The organism is Leptotrichia wadei (assembly GCF_007990545.2).
In the GTDB taxonomy this organism is placed as follows: Bacteria; Fusobacteriota; Fusobacteriia; order Fusobacteriales; family Leptotrichiaceae; genus Leptotrichia; species Leptotrichia wadei.
The window spans coordinates 75,347-92,811 of sequence record NZ_AP019829.2 but is presented as its reverse complement, the minus strand read 5'-3'; the positions used below and the strand labels follow the sequence as shown (position 1 = coordinate 92,811).

At 30.2% G+C, this 17,465-nt stretch carries 19 protein-coding genes and 1 riboswitch; of the genes, 3 read left to right on the top strand and 16 right to left on the bottom strand.

Going from position 1 to position 17,465, the window contains the following annotated elements:
- Positions 1-41: 41 nt before the first annotated feature.
- The 4 genes from FVE73_RS00445 to FVE73_RS00430 all read right to left on the bottom strand — a co-directional run bounded on the left by FVE73_RS00445 (position 42) and on the right by FVE73_RS00430 (position 2,825).
- The gene (locus FVE73_RS00445; RefSeq protein ID WP_018498349.1) at positions 42-929 is read right to left on the bottom strand and encodes a hypothetical protein; all 888 of its coding nucleotides are present in this window, start codon (positions 927-929) and stop codon (positions 42-44) included.
- Complete coding sequence (gene cobI / locus FVE73_RS00440; protein WP_018498350.1) at positions 902-1,627, bottom strand: precorrin-2 C(20)-methyltransferase; 726 nt, start codon at positions 1,625-1,627, stop codon at positions 902-904. The genes FVE73_RS00445 and cobI overlap by 28 nt, the downstream gene beginning before the upstream one ends.
- A gap of 115 nt (positions 1,628-1,742) precedes the next feature.
- Positions 1,743-2,114, bottom strand: coding sequence for a DUF488 domain-containing protein (locus FVE73_RS00435; RefSeq protein ID WP_018498351.1), 372 nt, complete (start codon positions 2,112-2,114; stop codon positions 1,743-1,745).
- A 132-nt stretch (positions 2,115-2,246) separates the two neighbouring features.
- The gene (locus tag FVE73_RS00430; RefSeq protein ID WP_018498352.1) at positions 2,247-2,825 is read right to left on the bottom strand and encodes an N-acetyltransferase; all 579 of its coding nucleotides are present in this window, start codon (positions 2,823-2,825) and stop codon (positions 2,247-2,249) included.
- A gap of 231 nt (positions 2,826-3,056) precedes the next feature.
- Here FVE73_RS00430 and FVE73_RS00425 point away from each other — a divergent pair, with 231 nt between their 5' ends.
- The 3 genes from FVE73_RS00425 to FVE73_RS11105 all read left to right on the top strand — a co-directional run bounded on the left by FVE73_RS00425 (position 3,057) and on the right by FVE73_RS11105 (position 4,315).
- Positions 3,057-3,560 carry a TlpA family protein disulfide reductase gene (locus FVE73_RS00425; protein WP_018498353.1) on the top strand — a complete coding sequence of 168 codons (504 nt, stop codon included), beginning with the start codon at positions 3,057-3,059 and terminating at the stop codon, positions 3,558-3,560.
- Between the two features lie 94 nt (positions 3,561-3,654).
- Positions 3,655-3,867 carry a glycerol transporter gene (locus FVE73_RS00420; RefSeq protein WP_232058518.1) on the top strand — a complete coding sequence of 71 codons (213 nt, stop codon included), beginning with the start codon at positions 3,655-3,657 and terminating at the stop codon, positions 3,865-3,867.
- A 127-nt stretch (positions 3,868-3,994) separates the two neighbouring features.
- Positions 3,995-4,315 (top strand): cysteine peptidase family C39 domain-containing protein, encoded by a 321-nt coding sequence (locus tag FVE73_RS11105; protein ID WP_081617776.1) that lies wholly within the window; start codon positions 3,995-3,997, stop codon positions 4,313-4,315.
- A 119-nt stretch (positions 4,316-4,434) separates the two neighbouring features.
- Here FVE73_RS11105 and FVE73_RS00410 read toward each other — a convergent pair whose 3' ends face one another.
- From FVE73_RS00410 to FVE73_RS00355, 12 genes are all read right to left on the bottom strand, one after another.
- A complete protein-coding gene (locus FVE73_RS00410) occupies positions 4,435-5,220 on the bottom strand; it encodes an META domain-containing protein (protein WP_018498356.1) in 786 nt (261 codons plus the stop codon).
- A 243-nt stretch (positions 5,221-5,463) separates the two neighbouring features.
- Positions 5,464-8,544 carry an autotransporter domain-containing protein gene (locus FVE73_RS00405; RefSeq protein WP_018498357.1) on the bottom strand — a complete coding sequence of 1,027 codons (3,081 nt, stop codon included), beginning with the start codon at positions 8,542-8,544 and terminating at the stop codon, positions 5,464-5,466.
- 361 nt (positions 8,545-8,905) lie between these two features.
- Positions 8,906-9,472 carry a precorrin-6Y C5,15-methyltransferase (decarboxylating) subunit CbiT gene (gene cbiT / locus FVE73_RS00400; protein WP_018498358.1) on the bottom strand — a complete coding sequence of 189 codons (567 nt, stop codon included), beginning with the start codon at positions 9,470-9,472 and terminating at the stop codon, positions 8,906-8,908.
- A gap of 71 nt (positions 9,473-9,543) precedes the next feature.
- Positions 9,544-10,170, bottom strand: a complete 627-nt coding sequence (gene cbiE / locus FVE73_RS00395; protein ID WP_018498359.1) for a precorrin-6y C5,15-methyltransferase (decarboxylating) subunit CbiE — start codon at positions 10,168-10,170, stop codon at positions 9,544-9,546.
- Between the two features lie 64 nt (positions 10,171-10,234).
- Positions 10,235-11,341 (bottom strand): cobalt-precorrin-5B (C(1))-methyltransferase CbiD, encoded by a 1,107-nt coding sequence (gene cbiD, locus FVE73_RS00390; protein ID WP_018498360.1) that lies wholly within the window; start codon positions 11,339-11,341, stop codon positions 10,235-10,237.
- 95 nt (positions 11,342-11,436) lie between these two features.
- Positions 11,437-12,093, bottom strand: coding sequence for a precorrin-8X methylmutase (locus FVE73_RS00385; RefSeq protein ID WP_018498361.1), 657 nt, complete (start codon positions 12,091-12,093; stop codon positions 11,437-11,439).
- 184 nt (positions 12,094-12,277) lie between these two features.
- Positions 12,278-13,636: a cobyrinate a,c-diamide synthase gene (locus FVE73_RS00380; RefSeq protein ID WP_018498362.1), complete on the bottom strand. Its 1,359-nt coding sequence runs from the start codon at positions 13,634-13,636 to the stop codon at positions 12,278-12,280.
- Complete coding sequence (locus FVE73_RS00375) at positions 13,633-14,439, bottom strand: energy-coupling factor ABC transporter ATP-binding protein (RefSeq protein WP_018498363.1); 807 nt, start codon at positions 14,437-14,439, stop codon at positions 13,633-13,635. The genes FVE73_RS00380 and FVE73_RS00375 overlap by 4 nt, the downstream gene beginning before the upstream one ends.
- A 1-nt stretch (position 14,440) precedes the next feature.
- The gene (locus tag FVE73_RS00370; protein WP_018498364.1) at positions 14,441-15,124 is read right to left on the bottom strand and encodes a CbiQ family ECF transporter T component; all 684 of its coding nucleotides are present in this window, start codon (positions 15,122-15,124) and stop codon (positions 14,441-14,443) included.
- On the bottom strand, positions 15,111-15,413 hold the full coding sequence (locus FVE73_RS00365) for an energy-coupling factor ABC transporter substrate-binding protein (protein WP_018498365.1): 303 nt from the start codon (positions 15,411-15,413) through the stop codon (positions 15,111-15,113). The genes FVE73_RS00370 and FVE73_RS00365 overlap by 14 nt, the downstream gene beginning before the upstream one ends.
- Positions 15,413-16,120: an energy-coupling factor ABC transporter permease gene (locus FVE73_RS00360; RefSeq protein WP_018498366.1), complete on the bottom strand. Its 708-nt coding sequence runs from the start codon at positions 16,118-16,120 to the stop codon at positions 15,413-15,415. The genes FVE73_RS00365 and FVE73_RS00360 overlap by 1 nt, the downstream gene beginning before the upstream one ends.
- A gap of 161 nt (positions 16,121-16,281) precedes the next feature.
- Positions 16,282-16,464: riboswitch (cobalamin riboswitch) on the bottom strand.
- A 27-nt stretch (positions 16,465-16,491) separates the two neighbouring features.
- A complete protein-coding gene (locus FVE73_RS00355; RefSeq protein ID WP_018498367.1) occupies positions 16,492-17,235 on the bottom strand; it encodes a sirohydrochlorin cobaltochelatase in 744 nt (247 codons plus the stop codon).
- Positions 17,236-17,465 lie beyond the last annotated feature (230 nt).

Genomic DNA, 17,465 nt, shown 5'->3' with positions numbered 1-17,465 from the left:
TTCCTTCTTTCTTTTAGTTCTTAAATTTTAACTACTTCTTATTAAATATCCCCATCAATCTTGTTTTCAACACAATTTCCCCTTTCATTTTTATTATTTATTTTCAAAGTTCCCAAATAAAATCCCATATTAACAACTATCGCATAAACAAAATACCTCGACTCCAACGTCTTTATAATCCCGATTTTTTCAATACTAATCTGAGTTTCTTTAAAATACATCAAAACTTTATATGGAAAAGTATAAATTATTGCATAATAGTCTTCTTTATACCAATTAAAACCCATAAAAATAAATATTCCCATAATCACTAAACATCCTACTATTGTAAGCATCCTTACAAGCTCAATTTCTTCATCATTAAAAAATTTTTTTATAAAAAATCCAAAACAAATATTAATCATAACAAATGGGATTAAAATACTAAATTGCATTCTATCTTCATAACTTTCCATTGGAATTGTAAATATTTGAACTCCAAAACAAATTGCAAAACTAGGAATCAAAAAATACATTGTAATAAACCACAATATAATTTTAGAAACTTTAGACAAATAACTTCTCCTCTTTATTTTACTTCTAAATATTCCTAAAATGAATAATCCGTTGAAAAAACATAATTTTATAACTCCAATAATATCTATTCTAAATAATAATACTACTGATAAAATTATAAAAAATATTGGCAATTTCAAAATTTTATCATTTTCATATTCGGTTTTTTTCCCCATGAAATAAAACATTAAGCCAAAAATTATTCCAGTTATTATTGAAAACATTCCTCCAAAAAATAATCGAAATGGCAAATCAAAACCATAATCCCAATCATATTTTCCTATGAAAAAATAAAATACAAAAAATAAAATTTGAAGAATTATAAACTTTGCCAGTTCTATTTTTTTTAAAGTGTTTTTAGAAATCTCTTCCACTCCTTAACTCCTCCCTTCTTCAATATCATTGTCGAAAAATAAGGAACCTTCTCTACACTCTCAATATCCCAATAAAAAACTTCATTCTCTTTCCCGCAATCTGAAACAATTACAGCATTTTCTTTATTCCCAGTTTCAATAATCGCTTTTTTTATTTTCTCAAAATCTCGGCTAATTTTCATTAACACTAAATTTTGATTATTTTCAATTTCTTTATAAACATCAGTCTTTCTATTGACAGAAACTACTTTTAAATCTTCATCTCCAATCATTAGCGGTATATTAAGCCTTGCCGCAATACTGTTAAATGAAGTTATTCCCGCAATAGTTTCAATTTCCACATCATCTGAAATATGTTCCAAGACGTAAGTGTAAGTGCTATAAGTCATCGGATCTCCTATCGTTAAAAATGCTACCTTTTTCCCTTTTTCCAATTCAGCACTTATTACATCCGCATTATTTTTTCTAAAAACTTTTCTCGCTTCCACATCTTTTATCATCGGAAACTCCAAAAATAGCTGCTCCACATCAGGCTTTACATACTCTTTTACAATATTAAAAGCTGTACTTCCTTCTCCACTTTTCGCCTCAGGCAGTACAATTACATCTACCTCATGCAACCTTTTCGTCGCTTTAACAGTTATATTTTCAGGATCTCCTACTCCGACACCAATACCGTAAAATTTACCTTTTTTCATATTTCACTCCTTTCTCTTCTCACTTCCCTTAAAAAATTCACTCATTTTTTCAAATTCTAACTTTTTTACTTTTAGATAATTTTCATTAATTATGTAAAAATTTTTTTGCTTTCAACTATTTTCCCAACTTTTCCTCAATAAATTTCTTTAATACAGGAATATGGCTCAATTCTGGAGTTTTACTTGCATAAACCATTGTCACATTTCCCTTTTTCAACTCTTCCAATATTACATCCTCAAATTCCTTAAAATCCGAATTTTCTTCCAATTCTTTTCTGTAATTTTCAGAAAAATTTTCAAAGTCAATAATCCCTTTATGATAATTTTGTCTCAATTCTTTCGATGGCGTAATAATTTTTGCCCAATAATCAATTTTTGCATTTTCCTTTTTTAGCCCTCGAGGCCACAATTTATCAACTAATATTCTAAAGCCATCTGCTTTTTCAATTTTTTCATAAGCTCTTTTCCATTTAATTTCAAATTTCATAGTTCTCTCCTTTTCTAAAATCAAAAATCTTATCAATTTTACAACTATTTGTCAATCATTTTTCATAAAATCATTTTAAATATTATACCATATTTGTTACGTAAATATTTCGATAACACAACAATTTTTAAATTATTTTTCCACCAAAAAAATATTTTCTGAAATTTTCTTTTTCATAATTCCACCAAATTGATTTTTGTAAAGTTCAAAATATTCTGAAAATTCGCAAGAACAATTGTATCCTAAAATTTCCATCTCAATTCCAAATAACTCAACATTGAAAGGAAATGGCGAAAATCCATTTTTCAAATAAAATTTCTTTCGACTTTGACGCTCTTCGTAATTTTTAGCATTTTCATCCTCAGCATTTTCAATCTCAAGAAAAAAACGATAATTTTTGTAATATTCCTTCAAAAAAGATAGCGTTTTAGAGCCATATCCATAACTTCTAGCTTCTTTGGTTATTGCCAAATAATCTAGCAAAACCAAGTCTCTATGTTTCAGTGCGATTGCTAGACCTTTAAATTCGTACGAATTTCTGTTTTTCTCATCAGTTTTTTTCTTCTCGATTGAAAAAACTTCAAAATTTCCTCTTAATACTCCGATTAATATTAATCCGAATGGCTTTTTTTCCTCTTTTGGAAATGAATTTTGATATAATTTGTAAATATTTCTAATTTGTTTTATTGATTTTATTTTTCTTAATTCCAATTTAAAATTCTCCTTTTATTAGTAAAACTGAATATATTTTAATATAAATTTTCTAATCTTTGTTTAGTTTATCCTGTTATTTAAGTTTTTTTCTTTTAATTTGTATGATTGTTTATAAAAAAATATAGTGAAATTAGGATTTAAAAAGTTAAATATAATTGAAAATATATACTTAATATGATAAACTTTATAAAACATTTTAAATAAAAAAATAAGAAAGAAGGGATAAAAATGAAAAAATTATTGATTATTATTTCATTATTTATGACAAGTATTTTGGGATTTGCAAATGTAAAACCTCTTGATGTTGATGTAACAGAAGGTGCAAAATTACCTAATTTCGAATTAAGAGATTTTCAGGGAAAATATACAAAAAGTAAAAAACTATTTGGAGATGGAAAACCTACACTTTTTATTTTTGCTGCTGAATGGTGTCCTTATTGTCAGCGTGAACTATCTGCTGTACAAAAATTTTATGAAGAAAATAAAGATAATATAAATGTCGTAGTTGTATTCACAAGAAGAAAAACCAATTTATCATCAACTAAAAAATATGTGGAAGAAAATAAATTTACCTTCCCAGTATATTATGACTCCACAGACTCACTTATGAAAGCCTTCAAAGTAAAAACTGTTCCATACAATTTAATTATTAAGGATTCTAAAATTCAAAAAGATTTGGGTGGATCAAAAACTTATGAAGAATTGAAAGAAGCATTCTATTTGAATTATTAATTTAGAAATATTTTATATTTTAGACATCAACTATTGAAGGCTCTTTTGCAGGAGGAGTAGGATATGCTTTTGATAGAGGAGCTTTCAAATTAGGATGGTAATCGAAATTTTTAAGGAGGTAAAATTTATGAATAAGAAATATCAAAATATGATAGTTATAATGGCTTCAATATCGTCAGCCATAATTGGTGGTAGAATAATTGATGAATATGGATGGGTTATAGGTTTAATAACAGCTGCAATTACAGGTGCTATTGTTGTATTGCTTGGAAAAATTATATTAAAGTTTCTTAAAATTAACAGATAGATTAAATAAATATGTATTTATTATAAAATTATAACCCTTAACCTAATCCTAATAAAACTTTTATTTAAATAGAGAGTTTCTAGTTTTTAGGAACTCTTTATTTTTAAAGAAAGAGAGGTGGAAAAAGATTTTTTCGATATTTAAAAGATATTGTTGTGTTTTACAAAAGGATGAGAAGGATTGCGGACCTGCCTGTATATTAACAATAGCTAAGCAATATAATTCAAATTTTTCAATTGCCAAGTTACGGCAAATATCAGGAACAGATAGAAACGAAACTAATCTTGCAGGAATGATAAAAGGGCTGGATTATTTGGGATTTGATTCAAAGGCAGTGAAAGAGGATAAAAAAATTGATAATAGTGTGTCTTTTCCTATAATAGCACATATTCAAACCACAAATAATTTTTTACACTATGTGGTTGTTCATGATTTATATTTATTTTGAAGGAAGAATTTAAAAACAGGATGCTAAAACTACCATCCTGTACCATATATTATATTTTGAGTTTACACAAAATTATGGACACTCTAGATAAAATTTATAAAATTCTATATCTCTAACACCTAATAATGATAAGCTCTGTCATCAATCTTTTCAAATTTCAAAACTTTCCCATCATTAGTAGTCAAAATCAAAAGATTATTATTAAATTCTATAGTTTTAGAATCTTGTAATAATTTTAAATATTCAAATTCAATTTTCATTAAATTTTCTGGTCCAGCCATTTTTGTAGAACCAACTGGTCCAATTTTAATGCTGTCATTCTTGATTTCACAATTTCCAAAATAGTTGTTTATTCCAGAATTTCCATTAATCTTGTTTTCAGCAAAAGAAATTGTTATTTCTCCTTCTTTTTCTGGAAAGGAAGTTTGTCCCATTTCGACAAGTTTCCATTTTGTATTTTTTAATTTTTTACTCAAATCTAATTTTTTAAACGTCCAAACTTCTCCATTTTTATTTCTCAAGCTCAAAGTTGTGTTATTATAATTTATTCTTGGAGAATTTTGCAAAATATCAAAAAATTTTAACTCAATTTTCATTAATTCTTCTGGTCCAGCCATCAAGGTTGCCGCTGTTTCAGCAGTTAAAATTGAATTATTTTTTATTTTATATCCTCCAAAATAACTATTCACACCTGAAAATCCACTAATTTTACCGTCTGAAAAATTAATCGTAATATTTGCCCCTTCTGGAATTGGCAATTTTTGACCTTTTTTACTAATTTGTGATAATTCCCAAGAAGTTTTATTCAAATTGTAAACAGTTCTCTTTTTTACTTTTGTACTTAATCCAATACAACTAAACAGAAAAACTGTTAAAATTCCAAATAAATAAAATGTTTTTTTCATTTTAATTCCTCTTCTCTTTTTAAATTTTTTATTTTATAAAATTTATAATTTTATCCTATTTATTGGCTATTTCTAAAATTAATTTATCTAATATCAAGTATCTTATCACTACGCACTTCGAGTGTCAATAAATTTTTTTATTAAAAACTTAGTTAAATTCAGATCTTTTCTTCAAAAAAATACATCCCATAATATCAAATTCTTTTGAATATTAAAGGATGTATTTTTTAGAATTTAACTCAATTAGAAATTAATTCTAACTCCTGTCGTGTAAACATTGTTACTTCCTTTACCTTTTCCACTGTCAATTGAACCATCATAGTTTACATACCAACCAAAACTTTTATTTACTTCAGTTAGTGCACCTGCTCCTACCCAAGTTTTATTTTTTGAAAGTCCAATACCTTTTACTTTGAATTTTGCTCCTGGAAGTCCTGTATATCTTGCATCAAAGCTCAAATCCTCATCTTTAAAAGCTTTTTGGTGTGTTACATATCCCTGGAAAGTCGTTTTGCTTCCACTATTCCAATTTACAGATTTTCCGACTCTAAGTCCTACTAATGCTGCGGTTTGATTATAAGTTTTTTTCTCCGCTGTAAGTCCAAATTGGCTATCTTTTTCAGAAAACGAACCTCTTTGAACTGTGTCGTGAGTCAATCCAACAAATGGTGTTACGACAAAATCTCCATTTTTATTTTTTATATCATATCCTGTTTCCAAGTACCCTGAATAGACTTTGTCATTGTGATTAATCTTTGCTTGAGAATAATCATTACTACCTAAAATGATGTCCCTTTCAACATCACTGTCAACAAATCCTGCTCCCAAACGACCTTGCAAATATAATGGATTATTTTTATTGCCTAATCTTCCGTACAACGAAAAACCAAAATTATTTGCATCGGATTTTCCTCCGTATCTGTCAAACTTAACATCGGCTTTTGAATAAGACAACGCTGTCCCTAAAATTAAATTTTCACCAAATTGTTTGTCAATTCCAACTTGTCCACCAAGTACTTTTGTGTCTCCTGTTCCATATCCGTCTTGTTTTAGTTTACCATTTGCTCCAAAACCTGATACCCAAAGTCCAAATTTATCCCCGACATTGTCAAGTGTTCCAAGCATTACAAGTCTATTGGATAAATCTTTATTTACAGTTTGTGAATGTCCAAAAGTCAACGCTTGAGCTGATGCGTAAATTTGTCCTGATAAACTGTCTAAAATTGCTGCTCTTGCTGTAGAAGAAAGCGATTGTAATTTTGCAGCTTTTTTCTCAAACTGCGAAACATTTTCCGCCGTTCCGTTCTCAATTTTTTTATCTAATGTTTGAAAAGCTGTTTCAATATTTTGCGCCGTATTTTCTTGCATCTCGTCAGTTCCTGCTATTTTTTTCACATAATCTAACACATTTTTTCTACTCAATTTCACACTTAATTTATTTCCTTTTACTTCAGTTGTACCATTAACCAATTCAGGTGTTTCCACTTTCCAAAAATTACCTTCAACCCCTTTTTCTGCTTCAATCACAGTCATCGATAACGGTTTTGCTGTAATATATCTTCCATTACTTAAAGTTTGTAATGTTGCACTCTCTCCATTTAAATTCACTGTTCCATTAACTATAAGTTTAGAACCTATTTCTGCTTTTGTTATAGAACCAGCTGTTGCTATGTAATTTCCTGTTATAACAGCTCCTGAACCTCTGTTTTCAAAAGTTCCACCATTATTGTAAACACTTTTTGGAACACCATCTTTTTTGTTTATTATAGCTGTCGGATATGTTACTAGTGTCCCTTGTGAATTTATTGTTATATCAGAAGTATTATTTCCATATATTTCTAATTTTCCTTCATCTATGGTAGTATCTCCAGCATAACTATTATTCCCTGTTAAAATCAATGTTCCATTTCCAGATTTTCTTAATCCGCCATCACCTTTAATATCATTTTCAAAAATAGAAGTCATTGAATTTCCGATATTTGCGTTAAATTGCCCTTTTAATCCGTTATCTGAAGCGTTTTTACCAACAAGAAGAATATTATCAAATTGAGCAGGTCCTTTTAATGCTTTTTCTTCATTCAAATATCCCCATCCATATCTTGAACTTACATCACCATTGCCGATTAATAATGTATTTATTTTAGTTGCAGTTGTTAAAATCGTCTGCTGAATTTCGTGTCCTGTCATCCAAGGAAATCTTTCTTTAACTTTTGCTGCCGTCGCTGTAACTCTTGGAGCTGCATTTGATGAACCCGGTGAAGAACAACCTGGCAATTCACAACGTCCATTTGCAGAAATAGTCCAATATGCTGCACTTTCTCCTGCCCACGCAAAATGTTTTGGAAAATCTTTTGCACTTCCATCAGCCTGTTCTTCCAAACCTACCACTGCTATCCAACCTTTTTGTAATGAAGGAATTGCTATTGGTAACCCCGACTGAACAGACACTGCTGTAAGCTCAGTTTTATCTGCTTTATAATTTCCAGCTGCCCAGACAAATAGTGAACCTTCATTAACAGCTTTTTTATAGAAATTTATTAACTCATCTACCTTTTGATCCATTTTATCTTGAGTCCAATTTCCAACAGTTTTAATAGATTCCCATAAATCCTTTCTATAAGTTGTAGAAGAAAATTCTTGAGGTATTCCAAGAGATTGATTGTATATTCTTACACCTTTAGCATGTAATTCTTTGTATCTATCCACATTTATAATTAATCCAGCACTTTGTGTTCCCAAAGATACTCCGTGTATTGTTGCTCCTTTAGCTCCATTACCACTTTCACCACCAAGTATTGTAGCTACTCTCAATCCGTGATCATTTTTACTTGGACTATGACCCGTAGCAACTGCATAATTTGAATTCAATCTTCCTTTAAATTCATCTTCTTTTACTTTCTCAAAAGTTTGTCCTCTTTTGTAATATTTCATTGTTTCATTATTAGTTATAAAATCCTCATCCAAAACTGCAACTTGTACGCCTTTTCCTGTCATTACACCTTGATTTGCAGGTTTTTCAAAATTATTTGGGATGGGTACTTGACTTTGTTGTCCAGAATTAGAACTGTTGTTTGTTGTGGAATTTCCAGCACTTTGTCCAGAGCTAGAATTATTATTTGATTCAGAATTTCCAATATTTTGACTTGGATTAAAATTACTTTTGCCACCAATATTTCCAGGGATTTGAGATGGATTTTCCGACGGCCTGCTTGGATTTGGTATGGGGGTTGCTTGAGATGTCTGCGAACTTCCGCCTCCACCTCCACCTCCGCCACAGCTAGATAACACGGTAATCAAACTGATTAATAGTAGTGTTTTTTTCATTTTTTTCGCTACTTAATTTTAATTTATTATATTACACTGACAATAAATTTTCATATATTTGTCAAATTACTCTAAAAAGTAGCGCCTCCTTTCTTTTTTTAAATTTAAATATTTATATTTTTATAATTATTACAATTTATTCATTCATTTAATTATACCATAAAATAAGAAAAAAACAATTAATATCTTAAAAATTTTATAGAAAAAATGATACATATTTTGATTAGTATATGTAGTAAAACCGTTTTAAAGCTGAACTCAAAAACTATGACTATTTTGTTCAAACTCTAAATTTATATAATTTTTAGCAGTTTAATTTTAAATAAGTTTGTCGCAATATATTATACAATCTATGTATATATTATTTTCTCGCAGAAATCACATAAATCGGATTTTCTGACATCATCATGTTAAAATCCTTCACTTTTCTATTTTTCGCCACAATTATTTGAGAAATATCAATATCCTCAAACTTTGATTTTTTTAAACATTCAAGTGCTTCAAATGTGTTTTCTAAAACGATGAAGTTCAAAGCGATTATTCCACTTTCTTTTAAATTTTCATAAGAATAGTTAATAATTTCTGATAAATTTCCGCCTGAACCACCGATAAACACTTTGTCAAAAGTTATTCCTTGTGGCAAATCTTCTGGTGCTTTCCCAGAAATTACAGTCATATTTTTTATCTCAAATTTTTCCATATTTTGTTTTATTAAGTCAACGGCTTCCTCTTTTTGCTCAATCGTATAAACATGACCATTTTTAGCAAATTTAGCCATTTCAATACTAACCGAACCAGTTCCGCCACCGATGTCAAGACAAATATCTTCATCAGAAATTTCCATTTTCGCAATACTCACCGCTCTTATTTCTTCCTTTGTCATTGGAACTTTTCCACGAATAAAGTCCTTATCTTTTATATGATACATTTTCTCTCCACTTCTTACATTTAATTTTTTTATTTTGTTAAAAACTTTCTTTTTATTACAAAAACTTTTTTTTATTTTTTCAAAATCACAACATTCATTCCAAATTTATCTTCATAATTTGCCAACTCTTTCGCCTTAAAATGATAAATTTTTTCATTTTCATAAGACAAATTTTCCCCAACAAAAATTTCCACATTATCAAAATTATTTTCTAGCAATTTTTGAGCAATTTTTTGTGGCGTATTTTCTTTAAAATCAGTCAATAATCCAATTTTTTCATACTCATTCAATTTTTCCACAAAATCGAATTCCTTCCCATGAACACTGGCAATACAAGCATCATACCAATATTCTGAAATTTTTGCGAACATATACTGAACCGATGAAATTCCTGGCACAACTTCCAGCTCTTCACTTTCAAAATGTTTTTTCATAAAAGTCAAAAGGCTATAAAATCCAGTATCTCCAGATACAATCACAGAAATCTTTTTATTTCGATTCTCGTTTATGAAATCCAGAACTTTTTGCAAATCAGCTGAAATGTAGCAATATTCCTTATTTTCCACACATTCTCCTAAACTTTCAATATGCCGTTTTCCACCGACAATCACTTCCGATTCCTTAATTTTTTTCAAAACAATCGGCAATGTATAGTCTAAATTTCCAGGCCCTAGTCCTAAAATTTGTATTTTTTCCATTTTTCCTCTTTTCAAAAACTATAATTTCTTACTGTCTTTATTTTTATAACAAGCAAAAAAAATTTTAAAAATCTTTAAAAAAGTCCTTGCTTTGTCCAATAACCTTTTTCTCAGCCGATAAAATCAACGTTTCTACTTCCAAGTCCCAGCCATTTTTTCTGCAATGTTCTTCACATTTTTGCTTTGCCTTTTCAGCTAGTAAATTGAAAACTTCCTTTTTTTCAATGTATCCAGAGGCTTCTTCAGTTGTATTTGATTCCAAAATTTTATAGACATTTTCCAATTTTTCGCCAACTAATAGAGCATTTGCAGCTAGTATTTCCATTTTTGCATCAGAAACTCGGCTATGAGTATGAAAAATTCCTCCTGCCACTTTTACAAATTTTCCTAGTTCACCAATAAAGTAAACTTTTTTAACCTCGTATTCACAGGCCTTATCAAACATATATCCAACAAAGTTACTGATTACAACGCCTTCTTCAGCCCTTTCAGGAAATTCCTTACTCAAAAACATTTTTCCACGATTTCCAAAAAGAAAAATCGCTGTTTTCGTATTGAAATATGTCAAATTTTGCTTCAATTCTATCGCCAAAGAGGCTTTCCATGACTCTTCAGACATCGGTCGCACAATTCCCATTGTTCCAAGAATCGAGATTCCACCGATAATTCCCAGCTTTGCATTCATCGTTTTTTTTGCAGCTTCTTCACCCAAAGGCACACTTATTTCAACATCGACTCCTTTTCCATTTGGAAGAAACTCCTCAACAATATTTGTCAACATTTTCATTGGCGTTGAATTAATCGCTGATTTTCCAACTTCAACAGGAAGTCCAACTTTTGTAACTTTTCCAACACCTTTTCCTCCAAAAATATTGATTTTATTATCTTTTCTAAAACTCACTTTTGAAACAATCTCTAAACCGTGTGTCACATCAGGGTCATCTCCCCCATCTTTCACAACAGTTGCCATCGCATAATCCTTTGTCTTTTCAAAAGATTTAATCCCAATTTTTATTCTCTCACCTGCTGGAACGTCTATTTCAACTTCTTCGATTTTTTCGACTTTCCCCAGCAAAAGTAACAATGCTGCTTTAGTCGCTGCCGTTGCTGAACTTCCAGTAGTATATCCATATCGCAATTTTCTACCGTTAAAATATACATAATTTCCCATTTTTTACTTCTCCAAAATTATATTAAAATACAAAAATTGAAATAAACTTTCAGATATTATTAAATTCACTAATTAATTTTCACATAAAATTGTAATTAATTATTAAAATATTTATCCCTTTCGTACATTTGATAAAGGATTCCGTGCATTACACCAACTGCAACTGTGCTTCCACCTTTTGTCCCATTTGTTCTAATAAATGGAACATCATATTTTGAAAGTTCAGCCTTCGATTCAGGACATCCCACAAATCCAACTGGCACTCCAACTATCAATTTTGGAACATTTTCTCCCTCTTTATCCATTTTTTCAAGCAATGTGAACAATGCTGTCGGTGCATTTCCAATTAGAAAAATTTTCGTTTGAGGATCCTTTAATGCTCTTTCCAATCCAACCATTGAACGTGTAATCCCTCTTTCTTTCGCTTCTTTCGCCACATCTGGATCCGCCACCAAGCAATACGCCTCAGCTCCAAATTTTTTCAACCCATTTTTATTCAGTCCATTAACAATCATATTTGTATCGCAATAAATTCTGCAATTCCCAGCTTCCAACGCCTCTTTTGCTGACTCAATCGGATTATTTTGAAATTCAACAATATTTACATAATCAAAATCTCCTGTCGTATGAATCAATCTTTTCACAATCAATTGCTCTTCCTCACTAAAATGATCAGCTTTTCCAGCCAATCCTTCAGTTATTATTTCAAAACTTCTCACTTCTATTGATTTTGGATCTTTAATATATGACATATTTCATTGTGTGATAATAACTACCACACTCTCCTTTCTTTTTATCATTTTTCACTCTTCTAATTCATTATTTTTCAAAAAAATTAAAAATTTCTCATTTTTTCAACAATCGTGAACTACTCTCAATTATAGAAGGCGGAGACATCTTGCTATCTTTTTGTTAAAATTTCTCTTCAAAAGTTTCTTAATCTCTTTTCACATCCAACAAAAACTCAAAAAACTCCACATTCGAGTAAAAATGAATATGTGGATATCCAGCTATCGCATTATTTTTCACATATCCACAGTTCCATTCTTTCCCATTATTCTTGTAAATATTATAAAAATAGCCTTCCGAGTCATTTTCACTCACTTCATTATTTTCCAAAATTTCCGAATAATGAAATTCATGTCCTCGCAACTTTATCCCATTTGCAGTTTCAATATTGATATACCCAAACCTTCCAATATTTAAACGTTTTCTCATCCCAATTTCAATATCAAAAATTCCACACATATCAAAAATTTCACCATTTAATAAACGTAATTTTTTTGCCAAATACATAAATCCACCACATTCTGCAAATATTCTCACGCCATTTTTACACGCTTCAACAATACTATTTTTCATCGAAATATTTTTACTCAACTCTTTTGAAAATAATTCAGGATAACCTCCACCAAAGTAGATAAAATCTATATTTTCAGGAAGTTTTTTATCTCGAATTGGACTAAACTCAACTATTTCCACTCCACAAAATTTCATCAAATCAATATTTGCTTCATAGTAAAACGAGAACGCTTCATCTCTTGCAATCGCTACTCTTTTTCCTTTAAATTTATCTTTTAGATGTCCTATTTTCGCATAATTGTCCATATTTCGACTTGACTCAAATTCTTGTGCAATTTCTTTTATCCGCTCTAAATTTAAGCAATTTTGTGCAATTTCCTTGAACAATTGCTGTTTCCTTGCATTATCCTCTTCAAAAGCCTGTTTTAAGCCTAAATGCCGACTCTCTGTAGCAAGCTGCTCATTTCTAGGAATGTAGCCTAAACACTCGATTCCCGTATATTTCTCAACTGCTTCCTTCAAGCTCTCATATAATTTTTGTGAAGAAACATTGTTAAGAATCACACCTTTTATATTCACTCGTTCATCAAACATCTTAAATCCAAGAACTTCTGCCGCAATACTTGTTGAAATCGCCTTAGCATTTACAACTAAAATTACAGGAATATCAAGTACTCTCGCTAAATGAGCCGTACTAAAATTATCCTTTTCGTTCCCAATTCCATCATAAAGTCCCATAACACCCTCAACAACAGAAATATCTCTACCTTGCGAATACATCTCAAATATTTGTCTCACAGCGTCCTCATCATCTGTCATAAAAATATCCAAATTGTGTGAATGGTGTCCTGTAAATACCTCATGATGAGTCGGATCAATGTAATCTGGTCCCACTTTAAAAGGAGCCACATTTTCCAAAGCAGACATCAAAATACTGCTTACTGTAGTTTTACCGCTTCCGCTCATCGTTCCTGATATTAATATTTTTTTCATAACAAATTTTTTTCCTCTAAAAATTTATAATAATCATTTTCATCAAGATTTTTATACTTGAGATAACTTTTAATTTTCAAAATGTTTGGCACATTCAAATTTAATTTTTTCAAAAATTCAAAATCCTCAAAAACCTCATCTCTACTACCTTGTCTTACAATTTTCCCTTTATCAAGAACATAAATATAGTCAGCAAATTCATATGCAAAATCTGTATCGTGTGTCGAAACTACAAGTGTTTTCCCAGCTTCAGAAAAATTATCTAAAATTTCAGAAACTCTTTTTGTATTTTTCGAATCCAACCATGCTGTAGGCTCATCTAAAATTAGCAATTCTGGCTCCATTGCCGTAATCGCTGCTATTGAAACCCTTTTTTTCTGACCATAACTCAAATGATGACAAGGTCTATCCTTCAAATCCTCAATATTGATTTCCTTCATTGCTCTATTAACATTTTCTTCTACTTTTTCCTCAGAATATCCAAGATTTTCAGGCCCATAAGCCACTTCCTGAAAAACTAATGGAGCAAAAATCTGTATTTCAGGATCTTGAAAAATTATTCCAACTTTTCTTCTCAATTCCTCTAAGTTCTTTTTTTTATATTTAACCTTCTCTCCCTCAAAATAAATGCCTCCTTTTTGTGCCTTCAAAAGTCCATTCATTATTAAAAATAAAGTTGATTTTCCTGAGCCATTTTCCCCAAGAAATAATGTTTTCTTTCCTTTTTCAATATTCAAAGTCACATTTTTTAACGCTTCTGTTTCATTATCATACGAAAAAGTTATATTTTCAAGTTTAAGCATTTTATTTTACCACCAAATATAAATTTATTACAACTATTATTATTACAAAAATTGTTTCAAATCCAATTTTTTTGTATTTTCTATGAGAAAAGATAAATTCCTTTCCCAGTCTTGATTCTACAGCCTTTATAGAATTAAGATTATAGTAATATGTTTTTTTTAATATAGCTACCACTAACATTGGAAATGATTTCATCCCATTTCTAAAACTACTGTATCCAAGCCTCACTTCCTGTGCATTTTTGAGCTTTTCTTTATTATCAAATAGCAAGAATATGTATCTGTAAATCAACAAAAACATTTCTCTAAATATTTTTGGAAATCTCATTTTTTCAAATATATAATCTAAATCTACAACTGGTGTTGAGCAAATAAGAAAATAAATTACTGATATTGACGAAAATGAACGTAACAAAAATATCCAAATATCCGCCTTTATCAGCCATAATGAAATTACAGTTGTTAAAATAAATAAAGCTGGAATAAAATTCAGCTTTAGTAAATCTTTCGCTTTCACTTTTACTACAAATAAAAGAAGTAAATTAAATAGTATAAGATTAAAAATAAATACTACTTTACTTCCTGTGTAAAGCAAAAAAACTAATGTCATCATTGACAGCGTAAATTTTATTCCAGGATTAATATTTTTTATGGGATTCGTATATGATATTTTATCTATTAGCATTTTTTCTTTCACCTTTGAAATATCCTAAAACATATCCTACAACTCCTGCACCTATTGCTGCCTGCAACGCAAAAAGTAAACTTTCTGTTTCATCTCCAGGCAATTCTATTAAATTTTTAGCCCAAGGCTCATAATTAGGTTTTATCGTTTTAATTACTTCTTCTCCTTTATCATCTGAACCACCAAATTCAGATTTTACAAGAAGTAATGGTACAACACCTATTAAAAGTATCAAAACCAATAAAATAATATTCTTTTTAAAAACACTTTTATTTTTATTCTTCTCCATTATACTTCAACCCCTTTCACTTCATATTTGTCAAGTATATTCATCACAACATTTGTAAGCAATCCCTCAATTATAGCAAGTGGAATTTGAGTTACTGCAAACACCATTCCAAATTTAATAAATGAAGCAAGTACCCCACCTTCAGGCGACGGATATGCAAGTGCCAACTGAAAAGATGTAACAACATAAGTTGCAAGATCCCCTATTGCCGCTGCCAAAAATATTGCAACTGCTCTATTCTTCTTAGCAAGTCCCTTATAAATCAAGTACGAAACAATTGGTCCAGCAATTGCCATTGAAGCCGTATTCGCTCCAAGAGTCGTAAACCCTCCATGAGCCAACAATCCAGCTTGAAATATCAATACAATTGTCCCTAAAATTGAAGTTACAAATGGTCCATATAAAATAGCCGAAAGTCCTACTCCTGTCGGATGCGACGAACTCCCAGTAACTGACGGAATTTTCAATGCCGACAATACAAAAATAAATGCTCCTGCCAATGCAAGTGTCATTTTATCCTTTACACTCCCTTTAGAAACAGCTTGAAGTTTTTTTATCCCCAAAATCCAAAACGGAATACACACAACAAACCACACGATAACCCAATTTATTGGTAAGAATCCTTCCATAATGTGCATTGAATAACCGTTTACACCTATTAATAGCATACTAGTTAAAACTAAAAACAATAATGTCCTCTTTTTCATACTTTCTCCTTCTACAACTTATTTGACATTAGACAATCTAAAAAAAAAATCAGCTCAAAGCCGAATTTAATACACGTCAAAATTTCCATAATAATTTTATGGAATAAATCACTATTGATTTATTTTATTGATGTATATCAAATCTTCCCTTCCCAGAAAATTTTATATAGAAATATTAGGTAAGTCTCCTGACTAACTTCATCCTACTCGTACCCTTCCCAAAATATTTAAAACATTTCAGTGGATTTTTTTACTTTCGTCAGTTTCACAGTAGTGGGGGCTGTATCGGATTTTAACCGATTTCCTTATTAAGTTTGTAAAACGCCTATTATTCACTATAAATGTTATATTATTTTCCTATATTTGTCAAGTCAAATATAAACTTCCTTCAATTTATCCATAAACATTTCACGAATAAACTTGTACTCTCCCATCCCTTTTAAAACCGATGTTACTTCATAGCCTTCATTTTTTAGCATCGTTTTCCACGAATCTTCATTATCAGAAGACATATCATTTTTAGCATGATCTCCAGCTACTATCATAAATGGTTTTAATAGTATTTTTTTAAAGCCTTTTCCCTTCATTTTTTCAATAATATCTTTAATAGTCACTTCTCCTTCAACAGTAGCTATAAAAATATTACTCTTCCCAGCCTTCAAATATTCTTCTTGCAATTTTTGATAAGCATAGTCTGCCTCAATTTCAGTTCCATGCCCCATAAACACTATGGCATCATCACCTTCAAGATCATTAAACTCTTTATTTTCTACAATTTTCTTAAAATCTTCATCATCTGCCAAAAGCGGTTTTGATATTTTTCCAAATTTGTCATCAAGTTTTGAATATTCAATTCCATCTAAAATATGCAAAGACATTGTTATTATTTCTTCAAATCCTTTATCTTTTAAGACTTTTAGTCCTTCCTCCTGATCAAATATATGAACTCCCTCTTTTTTTTCTATTATTCGTCTTATAATTCCTGAAGTATAAGCTCTTTCCACGTTTTCACTTCCATATTTTTCCTCTACTTCCCTTTGGATTGAATCAAGACATTTTTTTCGTGTATCTTTATGTGATGTCCCAAAGCTAGTTACTAAAATAGCTTTTTTCATTTATTTTTTCTTTCCTTTCAAATTAATATTTTTATAAAAAAAGGCATTGAAATTTTCATTCCTTTAATGTGAACTACTCCCACTTGTAGAAGAGGAAGCTTCTTGGGAAGTATCTGCTTTTGCTAGCCAAATATATTTACCAAGCTCTTCGGGCAGTCCCTGCCCTGACTATGAATATTATACTATATAAGAGCTGTTATTTCAAGCTATATTCTGCAATTCATCTCCCA

Bases quoted from the DNA above. Each gene is read 5' to 3' on its own strand.
- cobI (WP_018498350.1), bottom strand. From the start codon at position 1,627: ATGAAAAAAGGTAAATTTTACGGTATTGGTGTCGGAGTAGGAGATCCT.
- FVE73_RS00365 (WP_018498365.1), bottom strand. From the start codon at position 15,413: ATGGAGAAGAATAAAAATAAAAGTGTTTTTAAAAAGAATATTATTTTA.
- FVE73_RS00370 (WP_018498364.1), bottom strand. From the start codon at position 15,124: ATGCTAATAGATAAAATATCATATACGAATCCCATAAAAAATATTAAT.
- FVE73_RS00425 (WP_018498353.1), top strand. From the start codon at position 3,057: ATGAAAAAATTATTGATTATTATTTCATTATTTATGACAAGTATTTTG.
- FVE73_RS00420 (WP_232058518.1), top strand. From the start codon at position 3,655: ATGGTAATCGAAATTTTTAAGGAGGTAAAATTTATGAATAAGAAATAT.
- FVE73_RS00380 (WP_018498362.1), bottom strand. From the start codon at position 13,636: ATGAAAAAAATATTAATATCAGGAACGATGAGCGGAAGCGGTAAAACT.
- FVE73_RS00355 (WP_018498367.1), bottom strand. From the start codon at position 17,235: ATGAAAAAAGCTATTTTAGTAACTAGCTTTGGGACATCACATAAAGAT.
- FVE73_RS00385 (WP_018498361.1), bottom strand. From the start codon at position 12,093: ATGTCATATATTAAAGATCCAAAATCAATAGAAGTGAGAAGTTTTGAA.
- cbiE (WP_018498359.1), bottom strand. From the start codon at position 10,170: ATGGAAAAAATACAAATTTTAGGACTAGGGCCTGGAAATTTAGACTAT.
- FVE73_RS00360 (WP_018498366.1), bottom strand. From the start codon at position 16,120: ATGAAAAAGAGGACATTATTGTTTTTAGTTTTAACTAGTATGCTATTA.
- FVE73_RS00410 (WP_018498356.1), bottom strand. From the start codon at position 5,220: ATGAAAAAAACATTTTATTTATTTGGAATTTTAACAGTTTTTCTGTTT.
- FVE73_RS00375 (WP_018498363.1), bottom strand. From the start codon at position 14,439: ATGCTTAAACTTGAAAATATAACTTTTTCGTATGATAATGAAACAGAA.
- cbiT (WP_018498358.1), bottom strand. From the start codon at position 9,472: ATGTATCATATAAAAGATAAGGACTTTATTCGTGGAAAAGTTCCAATG.
- FVE73_RS00405 (WP_018498357.1), bottom strand. From the start codon at position 8,544: ATGAAAAAAACACTACTATTAATCAGTTTGATTACCGTGTTATCTAGC.
- cbiD (WP_018498360.1), bottom strand. From the start codon at position 11,341: ATGGGAAATTATGTATATTTTAACGGTAGAAAATTGCGATATGGATAT.
- FVE73_RS00435 (WP_018498351.1), bottom strand. From the start codon at position 2,114: ATGAAATTTGAAATTAAATGGAAAAGAGCTTATGAAAAAATTGAAAAA.